General features: G+C 66.7%; 9 protein-coding genes. 7 read left to right on the top strand and 2 right to left on the bottom strand.

Annotated elements, in window-relative coordinates; genetic code table 11:
- The 4 genes from iolD to ACAG24_RS15510 all read left to right on the top strand — a co-directional run bounded on the left by iolD (position 1) and on the right by ACAG24_RS15510 (position 5,458).
- Complete coding sequence (iolD, locus tag ACAG24_RS15525) at positions 1-1,950, top strand: 3D-(3,5/4)-trihydroxycyclohexane-1,2-dione acylhydrolase (decyclizing) (RefSeq protein ID WP_370473809.1); 1,950 nt, start codon at positions 1-3, stop codon at positions 1,948-1,950.
- Between the two features lie 31 nt (positions 1,951-1,981).
- Entirely contained in the window at positions 1,982-2,986 is a 1,005-nt protein-coding gene (locus ACAG24_RS15520) for a Gfo/Idh/MocA family protein (protein WP_370473810.1), read from the top strand.
- A gap of 30 nt (positions 2,987-3,016) precedes the next feature.
- Complete coding sequence (locus ACAG24_RS15515) at positions 3,017-4,510, top strand: CoA-acylating methylmalonate-semialdehyde dehydrogenase (protein WP_370473811.1); 1,494 nt, start codon at positions 3,017-3,019, stop codon at positions 4,508-4,510.
- 102 nt (positions 4,511-4,612) lie between these two features.
- A complete protein-coding gene (locus ACAG24_RS15510; protein ID WP_370473812.1) occupies positions 4,613-5,458 on the top strand; it encodes a sugar phosphate isomerase/epimerase family protein in 846 nt (281 codons plus the stop codon).
- Positions 5,459-5,467: 9 nt separating this feature from the next.
- On the opposite strand, the gene ACAG24_RS15505 is transcribed toward ACAG24_RS15510, so the two are convergent.
- Complete coding sequence (locus ACAG24_RS15505; protein WP_370473813.1) at positions 5,468-7,093, bottom strand: Na+/H+ antiporter; 1,626 nt, start codon at positions 7,091-7,093, stop codon at positions 5,468-5,470.
- 1 nt (position 7,094) lies between these two features.
- Between ACAG24_RS15505 and ACAG24_RS15500 the strand changes: the two genes are divergently transcribed.
- Positions 7,095-8,189 carry an NHL repeat-containing protein gene (locus ACAG24_RS15500; protein WP_370473814.1) on the top strand — a complete coding sequence of 365 codons (1,095 nt, stop codon included), beginning with the start codon at positions 7,095-7,097 and terminating at the stop codon, positions 8,187-8,189.
- A gap of 23 nt (positions 8,190-8,212) precedes the next feature.
- Here ACAG24_RS15500 and ACAG24_RS15495 read toward each other — a convergent pair whose 3' ends face one another.
- Positions 8,213-10,390, bottom strand: a complete 2,178-nt coding sequence (locus ACAG24_RS15495; RefSeq protein ID WP_370473815.1) for a glutamine synthetase III family protein — start codon at positions 10,388-10,390, stop codon at positions 8,213-8,215.
- A gap of 178 nt (positions 10,391-10,568) precedes the next feature.
- Between ACAG24_RS15495 and ACAG24_RS15490 the strand changes: the two genes are divergently transcribed.
- Both ACAG24_RS15490 and fdhD read left to right on the top strand, forming a co-directional pair.
- Positions 10,569-12,887, top strand: a complete 2,319-nt coding sequence (locus ACAG24_RS15490) for an FdhF/YdeP family oxidoreductase (RefSeq protein ID WP_370473816.1) — start codon at positions 10,569-10,571, stop codon at positions 12,885-12,887.
- A gap of 34 nt (positions 12,888-12,921) precedes the next feature.
- Complete coding sequence (gene fdhD, locus ACAG24_RS15485) at positions 12,922-13,743, top strand: formate dehydrogenase accessory sulfurtransferase FdhD (RefSeq protein WP_370473817.1); 822 nt, start codon at positions 12,922-12,924, stop codon at positions 13,741-13,743.
- The last annotated feature ends 66 nt before the right edge of the window (positions 13,744-13,809 follow it).

Genomic DNA, 13,809 nt, shown 5'->3' with positions numbered 1-13,809 from the left:
GTGGTTTCCACCGCGCCGAAGTCGACCGAGAAGCTCGTCGACAACGAACCCACCGTACGGCTCACCGTCTCGCAGGCGACCGTGCGCTTCCTGGCCAACCAGTACGTCGAACACGACGGCGAACGGCACAAATTCTTCGCCGGGTGCTTCGGCATCTTCGGCCACGGCAACGTGGCGGGCATCGGCCAGGCTCTGCTGCAGGACGAGGTCGAGGCCCGGCAGGCGGGTACCGATCCCGGTCTCAAGTATGTGCTCGGCCGCAACGAGCAGGCCATGGTGCACACCGCGGTCGCGTTCGCGCGCCAGCAGGACCGCACGCAGGCTTGGGCCGTGACCGCCAGTGTGGGCCCCGGCTCGACGAACATGCTGACCGGCGCGGCGCTGGCGACGATCAACCGACTCCCGGTGCTGCTGTTGCCCTCGGACACCTTCGCGACCAGAGTGAGCTCCCCGGTGCTTCAGGAACTGGAGTTGCCGTCTTCGGGCGACGTCACCGTCAACGATGCGTTCAAGCCGTTGTCCCGCTACTTCGACCGGGTATGGCGCCCGGAGCAACTGCCTGCTGCGCTCCTCGGCGCAATGCGCGTGCTGACCGATCCGGCCGAGACCGGCGCGGCGACAGTGGCACTCCCCCAAGATGTTCAGGCCGAGTCCTTCGACTGGCCCGTGTCGCTGTTCGCCGAACGCACCTGGCATATCGCGCGCCCACTGCCGGAGCGTTCCGTGATCGCCAAGGCCGCCGACGTCATCCGATCGGCGACCAAGCCGTTGATCGTCGCCGGCGGCGGTGTCATCTACTCCGGCGCCAACGAAGCTCTGGCCCGCTTCGTGGCGGGCACCGGGATCCCGGTATGCGAGAGCCAGGCGGGTAAGGGGTCACTGCTGCACGAGGATCCCCGCTCGGTCGGCGCTGTTGGCTCGACGGGCACCACCGCCGCCAACGCGTTGGCCGGCGACGCCGACGTCATCATCGGAATCGGCACCCGCTACAGCGATTTCACGTCGGCGTCGCGAACTGCGTTCAACAATCCCGACGTCCGCTTCGTCAACATCAACGTGGCGTCGCTGGACTCGGTCAAACAAGGCGGGATCAGCGTCGTCTCCGACGCCCGGGAGGCGCTCGATGCGCTCACCGAATTACTCGGCGACTACGCGGTCAGCGACGAATACACCTTGCGTGTCCGTGAACTGATGGACGAGTGGAACGACACCGTGTCGGAGGCGTTCCGCGCCGAGGACGGTGTGGCACTGAACCAGAACCAGGTGATCGGTCTGGTCAACACCCTGTCCGATCCGCGCGACGTCGTGGTGTGCGCCGCGGGCTCCATGCCCGGCGATCTGCACAAGCTGTGGCGCATGCGCGACCGCAAGGGGTATCACGTCGAATACGGTTTCTCCTGCATGGGTTACGAGATCGCCGGCGGCATCGGGGTACGGATGGCCGCGCCCGACCGCGATGTGTTCATCATGGTCGGTGACGGCTCCTACCTCATGATGGCCACCGAGCTGGTCACCGCGGTGCAGGAAGGGGTCAAGGTCATCCCCGTCCTGGTCCAGAACCACGGCTTCGCCTCGATCGGCGGGCTGTCGGAATCGTTGGGCTCGCAGCGATTCGGCACTTCGTATCAGTACCGCGGCGAAGAGGGCCGACTCGACGGCGGGCATCTGCCCGTGGACCTGGCGGCCAACGCCGCCAGCCTCGGCGCAGACGTCATCAAGGTGAGCACCCCGGCGGAGTTCGCCGATGCGGTGAAGGTCGCCAAGGCCAGTGACCGCACCACGGTCATCTACGTCGAGACCGATCCGCTGATCTACGCGCCGGACAGCCATTCGTGGTGGGACGTGCCGGTCAGCGAGGTGTCGACGCTGGAATCGACGCAGCAGGCCTACGAGAGGTACGCGGACTGGAAGAAGGTCCAGCGGCCCTTGATCAACCCGTCCGACCGCTAGCCTCGAGAACACAGAGGATGAGGTTTTGATCATGTCCGACTTACGCATTGCCGTCCTCGGCGTCGGTGTCATGGGCGCCGATCACGTCGCGCGCATCGCTTCTCGCATCTCGGGTGCCCGGGTGGCTGTGGTCAACGACTACGTCGCCGAGAAGGCCGAACAGATCGCCTCCGAGATCGAGGGCTGCCGGGCCGTCGCCGACCCACTCGACGCGATCGCCGACCCCGACGTCGACGCCGTCGTGCTCGCCACCCCCGGCTCTACGCATGAGAAGCAACTCCTGGCCTGCCTGGAGCACCGCAAGCCTGTCATGTGCGAGAAGCCTCTGACGACGGATGTGGCGACCTCACTGGAGATCGTCAGGCGGGAAGCCGAACTGGAGCGCCCGCTGATCCAGGTGGGTTTCATGCGCCGCTTCGACGACGAGTACATGCGCCTCAAGGCCCTACTGGACGGTGGCGAACTCGGCGAGCCGCTGGTGATGCATTGCGTGCACCGCAACCCCAGCGTGCCGTCGTACTTCGACAGCTCGCTGATCGTCAAGGACTCGCTCGTCCACGAGGTGGACGTCACGCGGTTTCTGTTCGGCGAGGAGATCGCGAGCGTGCAGATCGTCAAACCGTCCTCGAATCCCGGTGCGCCGGAGGGCGTCATCGATCCGCAGATCGCGATCCTGCGGACAGTGGCGGGTCGACACGTGGATGTCGAGCTGTTCGTCACCACAGGTGTGGCCTATGAGGTGCGGACCGAAGTGGTCGGCGAAAAGGGAAGCGCCATGATCGGTTTGGATGTCGGCATGATTCGCAAGAGTGCCCCCGGTAGCTGGGGTGGTCAGATCACCCCAGGGTTCCGGGAGCGGTTCGGGCGTGCCTATGACACCGAGATCCAACGCTGGGTCGACGCCGTCCGGACCGGCGTCAACATCGACGGTCCTACCGCGTGGGACGGCTATGCAGCCGCGGCCGTGTGCGCCGCCGGCGTCGAATCGCTGGAAACCGGCCTGCCCGTGGACGTGCAGCTCGCCGACCGGCCCTGAGACCCCAACAACAAGCGAGGAGAAACACACATGTCCAATACGATTTCTCACTGGGTCGACAATGCTCCCTTCGAGGGCAGCTCGAAGTCGACTGCGCCGGTGACCAATCCGGCGACCGGGCAGACGACCGGTCAGGTGGCGCTGGCCAGCGTCGAGGACGCGCAGAAGGTCATCGACGCCGCGGCTGCAGCGTTCCCGGCCTGGCGCGACACCTCGCTGGCCAAGCGGACCCAGATCCTGTTCGCTTTCCGAGAGTTGCTCAACGAGCGCAAGGGTGAGCTGGCCGAGATCATCACCAGCGAGCATGGCAAGGTCGTGTCCGACGCGCTCGGCGAGGTCAGCCGCGGCCAGGAGGTCGTCGAGTTCGCCTGCGGCATCCCACATCTGCTCAAAGGCGGCTTCACCGAGAACGCGTCCACCAAGGTCGACGTCTACTCAATCCGTCAGCCCCTCGGCCCGGTCGGCATCATCTCTCCGTTCAATTTCCCGGCCATGGTCCCGATGTGGTTCTTCCCCATCGCGATCGCCACGGGCAACACCGTCGTGCTCAAGCCGTCCGAGAAGGACCCGAGCGCCTCGCTGTGGCTGGCCAGCCTGTGGAAGGAAGCCGGGCTGCCCGACGGTGTCTTCAACGTCCTGCAGGGCGACAAGACCGCGGTCGACGAACTGTTGACCAACCCGAAGATCAAGTCGGTGTCCTTCGTGGGCTCGACGCCCATCGCCCAGTACGTATATTCCACCGGCACCGCCGCGGGCAAGCGGGTCCAGGCGCTGGGCGGAGCCAAGAACCACGCCGTGATCCTGCCCGACGCCGACCTCGATCTGGCTGCCGATGCGATGGTCAACGCCGGCTTCGGGTCCGCCGGTGAGCGGTGCATGGCCATCAGTGCCTGCGTCGCGGTCGGACCGATCGCCGACGACCTCGTCGCCAAGATCGCCGAGCGCACCACACCGTTGAAGATCGGCGACGGCACCAAGGATTCCGACATGGGTCCGCTGGTGACGAAAGTCCACCGCGACAAGGTGGCCTCCTACATCGACGCCGGGGAAGCCGACGGAGCCAAGGTCGTCGTCGACGGACGCAACGTCAAGGCCGACGGAGGTGCAGATGGCTTCTGGCTGGGACCGACCTTGCTCGACAACGTGACCCCCGAGATGAGCGTCTACACCGACGAGATCTTCGGACCGGTGCTCTCGGTGGTACGGGTCGAGACCTATGACGACGCGCTGAACCTCATCAACTCCAACCCCTACGGCAACGGCACGGCCATCTTCACCAACGACGGTGGTGCGGCCCGGCGCTTCCAGAACGAGGTCGAGGTCGGCATGGTTGGCATCAACGTGCCGATCCCGGTTCCGATGGCCTACTTCAGCTTCGGCGGCTGGAAGGCCTCCTTGTTCGGTGACAGCCACGCCCACGGCATGGACGGCGTGCAGTTCTTCACTCGCCAGAAAGCGATCACCCAGCGCTGGCTCGACCCCAGCCACGGTGGCATCAACCTGGGCTTCCCGCAGAACGGCTGAGTTCCCGGGGAATGCACCTGCACCGCGAGCGCGCGTGTCTATACCGGGACACGCCGCTCGCGGTGGCATTTCGCGCACATTCGCACGCCGGGGAGGAACCTCGTGAACACCGATCTCGTCGCAACGGCATGGACCAGCGCCGGTGACACGTCGCCGATGCTCTTCCCCGCAACCAGTCCGGTTCCGGTCACCGAGCGGCTCCACGCCATCGCCGAGGCGGGCTACATCGGCTTCGGCCTGATCGCCGACGACCTTGTTGTGGTTCGCGATTCGATCGGATTCGCCGCTCTCGGCGACCTCGCCGCCGAAAAAGGTCTGTCGCACATCGAGATCGAATTGCTGGAGCGATGGTGGATCCCGCGCGACCGCCGCGGGCACACCTACGAGACCCGCGACCTCCTGTTCGAGGCCGCGGACGTCCTCAATCCCGCGTTCATCAAGATCGGATCAGAAAACGGCTCCGCGACAACCGATCTCATGGCGCTCGTGCCGCCCTTGCGTAAACTTGCCGATGACGCCGCGGGGCTCGGAACCCGGATCGCGATCGAGACGATGCCGTTCTCGCGGCTCGCGACGGTACCGATGGGCGCCGAACTCGTTGCCGCTGCAGACCACCCGGGCGTGGGATTGTTGGTGGACGCGTGGCACGTGTTCCGCGCCGGCACGTCCCTCCCCGAGCTCGATACGGCGTTGCAGGACGGCATGGTCTTCGGCGTCGAGCTCGACGATGCCTCACCCGCGGTGGTCGGCTCGCTGTTCGAGGACACCGTCGAGCGGCGGCTGCTGTGCGGCGAGGGGTCTTTCGACCTGACCGGTCTCATCGAAGTGCTGCGCGACAAAGGATTTGACGGACCCTGGGGTGTCGAAATCCTGTCCAGGTCGTTTCGCGAGCTGCCCGTCGGGCGAGCCCTGCGGCTCGCGGCGGACTCCGCTTCGGGCATCCTCTAGGCGCCCCTCCTACGAATCGGTGGACCCGCGTGCGTCGAGGCGGCGCAGGACCGCGTCGACGACAAGGGGGTCGCTGCCCGACGCGCTGCGGTGTTCGACGACCGCGTCCCGCGCCGCTTCGAGCATCTCCTTCTTGAGTGCGTTCAACGTTCCGGCGTCGTGGGCATGAACGGACCCGCGATCCCCGGCGTCCTCGGACACGCCCAGCGAGTGCCACATCCGGTCCGCGTTCTCCCTGGCCTCGTCGACAATCTGCACACTCACGTCACCGCGCTCGCGGATCTCCCCGAGCCGCTCGAAACCCGCGGCCCGGCCTGCGCGCAACAGGTTTCGTTCTTCGGCCTCCTGATCCTCCTCGGAGGAGGTGACCCCGAGCGCACGAACCAGCAGCGGGAGCGTCAAACCCTGCCCGAGCATGGTCGCGATGATGACGAAGAACGCGATGAAGATCAGCCGCTCCCGCTCCGGGAAGCCCGGCGGCAGCGCCAGTACCGCCGCCAGCGTGACCACCCCTCTCATACCGGCCCACGACGCCACCGTCATCTCCCGCCAGCCGACAGGTTCGGCGATGCCGCGTTTTCTGCGCAGCAGTTTCTCGTCGAGCGCAGAGACAGGAAAGATCCAGGCGAAGCGGACCACCACGACGACGGCGGTGATCAACAACGCCTGCGCGATGAGTGTGCCGATCGAATCCGACGCCTGCTCGGCGACAGCGCGCAGCTCGAGACCCACGAACGCGAAAGCGGCACCAGTCACCAGCAGTTCCACGATCTCCCAGGTGGTCACGGTGACGAGCCTGGTCTGCGCAGACTCGTGGTCGGAGTAGCGGCTCAGCGCCAGCGCGATGGTCACGACCGCAAGCACGCCGCTGCCGTGCGCCGCGTCGGCAGCGATGTACGCCGCGAACGGCATCACCAGGACCAGAGCGCTGCCGGCGGGGTGGGCGGGCAGTTTGCCGAGCAGCCACCTGGTCGCGACCGCGATCGCCAGCCCGACGGCAACGCCGATCGCAATGGCGCCGGCGAGGGTCGCCCCGGCATGCGCAGGAGCGAAGGCGCCCGCCATCGTCGAGGCGACCGCGACCTCGTAGAGCACCAACGAGGTGGCGTCGTTGGACAGGCCCTCGCCTTCGAGGATGGTGCGCAGGCGGCGGGGCAGATGCAGCTTGTGCGCCACCGCCGTGGCCGCCACGGGATCAGGAGGCGCGACCGCGGCGCCCAGCGCGACGGCGGCAACGAGCGGAAGCCCTGGAACCACGGCCTGCAGAACGAAGCCGACGACGAATGCGGTGATGCCCACCAGTGCCACCGCCAACAGGGCGATCGCGCGCCGGTTGTCGAGGAACTGCCGCCACGACGTCCGGCGAGCAGCCGCGAACAGCAGCGGTGGCAACACCAACGGAAGGATGAGCTCGGGGTTCAGCGAGGACACCGACAGACCGGGCACGAACGCGATGGCCAGGCCGAACATCAGCATCACGACGGGGTGCGGCACGCTGATGCGCTCGGCCAGCGGCGCGAGCAGCACCGTCGCCGCGGCCAGCAGCAGCAACAACGTCAATCCGGCCACGATCACCTCTTTCTTACGGTCGGCGCCGTGCGGCTTTCCCACTCGGACGCGTGGGTATTCCCCCACGATGCGCTTCTACGCCGCCGTTGCCGCCGCCGTACTGCTGGTGGGCGCATGCGGCAATCCACCCGCCGAGACAGACCCCGCCACGGATACACAGGCCGCCACGACCGGCACGCAAGCCACCACGACGACAGGACTGATCCCGCCCGGGGTGCCCACCGAAGGCACGCGGCCGCCCACCGAGGACTTGCCCGCGGCGGCCGAGCCGCTGGCGGCCGGGGTTCCGACGCAGGCCCCTGCCGGGCGTCAGGTCCAGGTCGGCACCGCACCTGAGGGCATCGTCGTCGATCCCGTCACCCGGGTCGTGGCCGTCGCGACGCGCGACCCCTTCGAACTCGTGCTGCTCAACGCGGACACCGGCGACATCACCGCAAGGACACCGTTGCCCGGCGCGGTGCGTCACCTTCAGCTCGCAGCACCGGGCGGCCCGGTCCTGGTTCCTGTCGAAAGCGCCAACGCGTTGGTCAGGGTCGACCTGCCCGGCGGGCAGGCGAATCCGGAGATCATCACAGGGACGGTTCCGCACGACGCGTCGCAGGCCCCCGACGGAACCACCTTCGTGGCCAACGAACTCGGCGGCACCGTCAGCGCGGTACGCGGCGGCGACATCGTCAAGGTGTTCACCGACAGCGTGCAGCCGGCGGGGCTTGCGCCCGTCGGTGATCGCATGGGCCTGCTCGACGTGCGCAAGAACGACCTGACGGTGTACGACACGGTGAACCTGACCATCGTCGGCTCCACACCCGCCGGAGCGGGCCCCACGCACCTGGTCGCCGACAAGCACGGCCGCCTGATCGCCGCCGACACACGCGGTGACGCGGTGCGCGTGTTCGATACCACGCCAACGCAACTCGCAGAGACCGCGCAGCCCGGCGGCCCGTACGGCATCACCTACGACGCAACCCGGGACCGGCTGTGGGTGGCCTCGTCGGGCACCAACGAGGTGGTCGGCTACGACATGTCCGAGGAGACGCCCCGGGAGGTCATGCGAGTGCCGACGGTGCAGAACCCCTACACCGTCGCCGTCGACTCGAAGACCGGCCGGCTGTTCGTGGCCGGCGTGACGACCGGTGTGGTGCAGATCGTCGACCCGAGGTGAGCCCGCTCGGCCAGGGCAACGCCTTACAGGATGTAGAGCATCTCCTGGTAGGTCGGAAGTGGCCAAAGGTCGTCGGCAACAACGCTTTCGAGCGTGTCGGCGGCCGCGCGCACGGCCTCCATCGCAGGTAGCAACGCCTTCTGCGCATGTGTGGCCTCGTCGAGCGCCGACTCCGCGCAATGATCACCCAGTGCGCTTTTCAGCGCGCCGAGTGCCGCCGTCAGTTCACCGATCGGTGCCGAAACCGACTGCAGCAGTCTCACATCAGCGTCGACGCCGGCGGCCTTCAGAGCCCCGACGTTCTGTGCCAGTTCGGTCTGATAGCGCACCGCAGCGGGCAGGATGACCGTGGTGCCGAGTTCCAGGGCCAGCTTCGCCTCCACGGCGATCGTCAACGCGTACTGCTCCAAGCGGACCTCGTAGCGGCTGTGCAACTCCCGCTCGCTGAACACGCCGTAGCGCTCGAACACCTCGACCGCCTCGGGTTTGATCAGCTCGGGGATCGCGTCGAGGGTGGTCTTGAGGTTGGGCAGGCCACGTTCGGCGGCCTCGGTCTGCCAGTTCTCGGAATAGCCGTCGCCGTTGAACACGACGGCACCGTGGTCGGTGATGATCTCGGTGAGCAGTGTCTGCACGGCACTGTCGAAGTCCACTCCGTCGGCAGTGGCCTTCTCCAGGGCGGTCGCCATGTAATCGAACGAATCAGCCATGATCGTGTTCAGCACGATCATCGGCACAGCCACTGTCTGGCCAGAGCCGGGCGCCCGGAACTCGAATCGATTGCCGGTGAACGCGAACGGGCTGGTGCGGTTGCGGTCACCTGGATCCGTCGGCAGCGACGGCAACGTGTCGACGCCGATGTGCATGACTCCCTTGCCCTTCGACGACGTCGCAGCACCTTTGGCGATCTGCTCGAACACGTCGGCCAGCTGGGCACCCAGGAAGATCGAGATGATGGCCGGCGGCGCCTCGTTGGCGCCGAGCCGGTGGTCGTTGGTCGCCGAGGCGACCGAAACACGCAGCAGCCCACCGAACTTGTGCACGGCGCGGATGATCGCGGCGCAGAAGACCAAAAACTGGGCGTTCTCGTGCGGGGTGTCACCGGGCACCAACAGCGAGCCCAGTTCGGAGTTGCCCATCGAGAAGTTGACGTGCTTGCCGGACCCGTTGACCCCGGCGAACGGCTTCTCGTGGAACAGACATTCCATGCCGTGCTTTTTGGCGATCGTCTTGAACACCGTCATCAACAGCTGCTGGTGATCAGAGGCGATGTTGGCGCGCTCGAACATCGGCGCCACTTCGAACTGCGCGGGGGCGACCTCGTTGTGCCGCGTCTTGGCGGGGATGCCGAGCTTGAACAACTCCCGCTCGGTGTCCATCATGAATCCGAGCACGCGCTCGGGCACCGCACCGAAGTAGTGATCGTCGAACTCCTGGCCCTTGGGCGGCTTCGCGCCGAAGAGCGTGCGGCCCGCGTTGACGAGGTCGGGCCGGGCCAGGAAGAAGTGACGGTCGACGAGGAAGTACTCCTGCTCCGGACCGCAGAAGGAGACGACCTTCTGCAGATCCTTGTGTCCGAACAGTGTCAGGATCCGCTCGGCGTGCACGCCCATGGCCTGCTGACTGCGCAGCAGCGGGGTCTTGTAGTCGAGCGCCTCGCCGGTCATCGACACGAAGACCGTCGGGATGCACAGTGTGTTTCCGTTGGGGTTCTCCAGGATGTATGCGGGGCTGGTGACGTCCCAGCCGGTGTAGCCGCGGGCCTCGAAGGTGCTCCGCAGCCCACCGGAGGGGAAGCTGGACGCGTCCGGCTCACCCTGGATCAACGTCTTGCCCGCGAACTCGGCCAAGGTCTCCCCGTCAGAGACCGGCTCCAGGAAGCTGTCGTGCTTCTCGGCCGTCAGACCGGTCATCGGATAGAAGACGTGCGCGTAGTGGGTGGCACCCTTCGACAAGGCCCAGTCCTTCATCGCCGAGGCAACGGAATCGGCGATCGCCGGATCCAGCTTGGCGCCCTTCTCGATGGTCGCCACGACGGACTTGTAGACCGATTTGGGCAGGCGCAGTTGCATCTCGGCTTTGGTGAAGACGTTCGAGCCGAAGATCTGGCCGGGCGCCTCGGCCGGATCGAAGCTGATCGCCGGCGGCACATACGCCTCGACGTTGTTGATCGCCTGCAGGCGTACCGCATTACCGCTCAATGGACTTCCTATCACTGCTGTGTCCGCGCCCTGGCTCGACGGACAGTTGACCGGCCAACAGTAGGAACATTCGATGCCGAACTTGTTACGCGAGCGTCAACGTCAGAATGCGCGGGTTACCACCGGCCATTGCGGCCCTTCGTGGCCAGCTGTTGCGCGAAAGACCACAATGGAGAACATGTCCACGCGCCGCCATCCAGACCGAGACATCGACGCCGATGTCGACGAGCGCAGCCTGACCGTCACCCAGCGCAAACGCGAGGCGGCCGGCGTCAAGGCGGTCATGGTCTCGCTCAAGCGTGGCCTGGAGTCCATGGGTCTGCTCCGCACGACCAGGACGCTGTCCAGACTAAACCAGCGGCACGGCTTCGACTGCCCCGGCTGCGCCTGGCCCGAGGAGCACGGCGGCCGGAAGCTGGCCGAGTTCTGCGAGAACGGTGCCAAGGCTGTCGCCGAGGAAGCGACCACGCGCGTCGTCACCCGTGAGTTCTTCGCACGGCACTCGGTCGCCGAACTCGAGTCCCAGCCGGAGTTCTGGCTCTCCCAGCAGGGCCGCCTCACCGAACCGATGGTGCTGCGGCCCGGCGACGACCGATACCGGCCGATTGGGTGGGACGACGCCTACCGGTTGATCGCCGACGAGCTCCGCGGGCTCGACAGCCCGAACGAAGCCGTCTTCTACACCTCCGGGCGCACCAGCAACGAGGCCGCGTTCCTGTACCAGCTGTTCGTGCGGTGCCTGGGCACCAACAACCTTCCCGACTGCTCGAACATGTGCCACGAATCGTCGGGCACCGCGCTCATCGACTCCATCGGCATCGGCAAGGGCTCGGTCACCGTCGAGGATCTCATCCTGTCCGACCTCATCGTCATCGCCGGCCAGAACCCCGGCACCAACCACCCGCGCATGCTGTCGATCCTGGAGAAGGCGAAAGCCAACGGCGCCAAGATCATTGCGATCAACCCGCTTCCGGAAGCCGGCCTCATCCGGTTCAAGGACCCCCAGAAGGTGCACGGCGTCGTCGGTGACGGCGTCCCGATTGCCGACGAGTTCGTCCAGATCCGCCTCGGCGGCGACATGGCGTTGTTCGCGGGGCTGGGAAAGCTCCTGCTGCAGGCCGATGACCGAAATCCCGGCAGCGTGGTGGACACAGCGTTCGTCGCCGACCACACCGCCGGTTTCGGGGAGTACGAGGCCCGCACCCGCGACGTCGACCTCGACACAGTGCGCGAGGCCACCGGGATCGAACGAGAGCAACTCGACCGAGTCGCCGCGATGATGGCATCCTCGCAGCGCACGATCGTGTGCTGGGCCATGGGATTGACCCAGCACAAACACGCGGTGCCCACGATCACCGAGATCACCAATCTGCTGCTGATGCGCGGCATGATCGGCAAGCCCGGCGCGGGCCTGTGCCCGGTGCGGGGCCATTCCAACGTGCAGGGCGACCGCACCATGGGCATCTGGGAGAAGATGCCCGAACGGTTCCTGACGAACCTCGACAAGCGATTCGGCATCCACAGCCCGCGTGAGCACGGACTCGACACAGTCGGCGCGATCCGTGCCATGCGCGACGGCAACGCCAAGGTCTTCATGGCGATGGGCGGCAACTTCGCGTCCGCGACCCCCGACACCGAGGTGACCGAGGCGGCCCTGCGCAACTGCGCGCTCACCGTGCAGGTGTCGACGAAGCTCAACCGCAGCCACCTTGTACACGGTCGCACCGCGTTGATCCTGCCGTCGCTGGGCCGCACCGACCGCGACATCCAGGCCGGCGGCAAACAGCTGGTCTCCGTTGAGGATTCGATGTCGATGGTGCATCTGTCCCGCGGCAGCCTCCACCCACCGAGCGATCAGGTACGCAGCGAGGTGGCGATCATCTGCCAGCTCGCCCGCGCTGTCTTCGGCACCGACCATGCCGTGCCGTGGTCGACGTTCAACGCCGACTATGACGCCATCCGTGACGCCATCGCCGCCGTCGTCCCCGGCTGTGACGACTACAACCGCAAGGTGCGCGCTCCCGATGGTTTCCAGCTGCCCCACCCGCCCCGCGATTCGCGCGAGTTCCACACCGCGACAGGCAAAGCCAACTTCGAGGTGTATCCGCTCGAATGGGTCCCGGTACCCCAGGACCGGCTGGTGCTGCAGACGCTGCGCAGCCACGACCAGTACAACACCACGATCTACGGCCTCGACGACCGCTACCGCGGCGTCAAGGGTGGTCGCCGCGTGGTGTTCGTGAACCCCGCCGACCTCGCGAAATTCGGGCTGTCCGACGGCGACCGCGTGGACCTGGTGTCCGAGTTCACCGACGCCGACGGGCACCTGCAGGAACGGCGTGCCAAAGACTTCGCCCTCATCGCGTACTCGACACCGGTGGGCAACGCCGCGGCCTATTATCCGGAAACCAATCCTCTTGTCCCGCTGGATCACACCGCGACGAAATCCAACACCCCCGTGTCCAAGGCGATCGTGGTCCGGCTGGAACGGGCGTGATGATGGGCGAGCGAAGCGACGGGGGAAAGACATAGTGGGACGAGTCACCGCCCGTCGGCGCGCGCATCACGTCACCGCGCGGGACGCGGTCGCACGGCCGGAGACCGTGGTGGTCGAGGAGCCGCTGGAGATCCGCGTCGACGGGCGCCCCATCACGGTCACGATGCGCACGCCCGGCTCGGATGTCGAACTGGCACAGGGGTTTCTGCTGACGGAGGGGATCGTCAGCCGCCGTGACGAGATCCTGTCGGTGCGCTACTGCCGCGGCGCCCAGGAAGATGGGGTCAACACCTACAACGTGCTCGACGTGACCCTGGCCCCCGACGTGCCCCCACCGGACGTGGAGCCGACGCGCAACTTCTACACCACGTCTTCGTGCGGTGTCTGCGGCAAGGCCTCACTGGATGCGGTCCGACTGATCAGCAAGCACGGGCCCGGCGACGACCCGGCGGTCGTCGGTGCCGCCATCTTGTCGGCGCTGCCCGGCAAGCTGCGCGCCGCACAAAAGGTGTTCGCCGCGACGGGTGGACTGCACGGCGCGGCGCTCTTCGACACCGCCGGCGAGACGCTGGTCGTGCGGGAGGACATCGGTCGCCACAATGCCGTGGACAAGGTTGTGGGCTGGGCACTGGAGCAGCGCCGGATACCGTTGGCCGGCACGGTTCTTCTGGTCAGCGGACGGGCATCGTTCGAACTCACCCAGAAGGCGGTGATGGCCGGCATCCCGGTGCTCGCCGCGGTGTCGGCGCCGTCGTCACTCGCGGTTGACCTTGCCGGCCAGTCCGGTCTCACGCTGGTGGCCTTCCTGCGGGGCGACTCGATGAACGTCTACACCCGCCCGGACCGCGTCAAGTAGGAAAGCTGACCGCGGCGTGGTTCGCGCATGCAATGCTGCAGTCGCCACTTTGCGCTTGCAAGGATT

This window comes from Mycobacterium bulgaricum (assembly GCF_041287165.2).
Lineage (GTDB): Bacteria > Actinomycetota > Actinomycetes > Mycobacteriales > Mycobacteriaceae > Mycobacterium > Mycobacterium bulgaricum.
The sequence above is the reverse complement of the archived record's forward strand: the minus strand, read 5'-3'. Positions and strand labels throughout refer to the sequence as shown.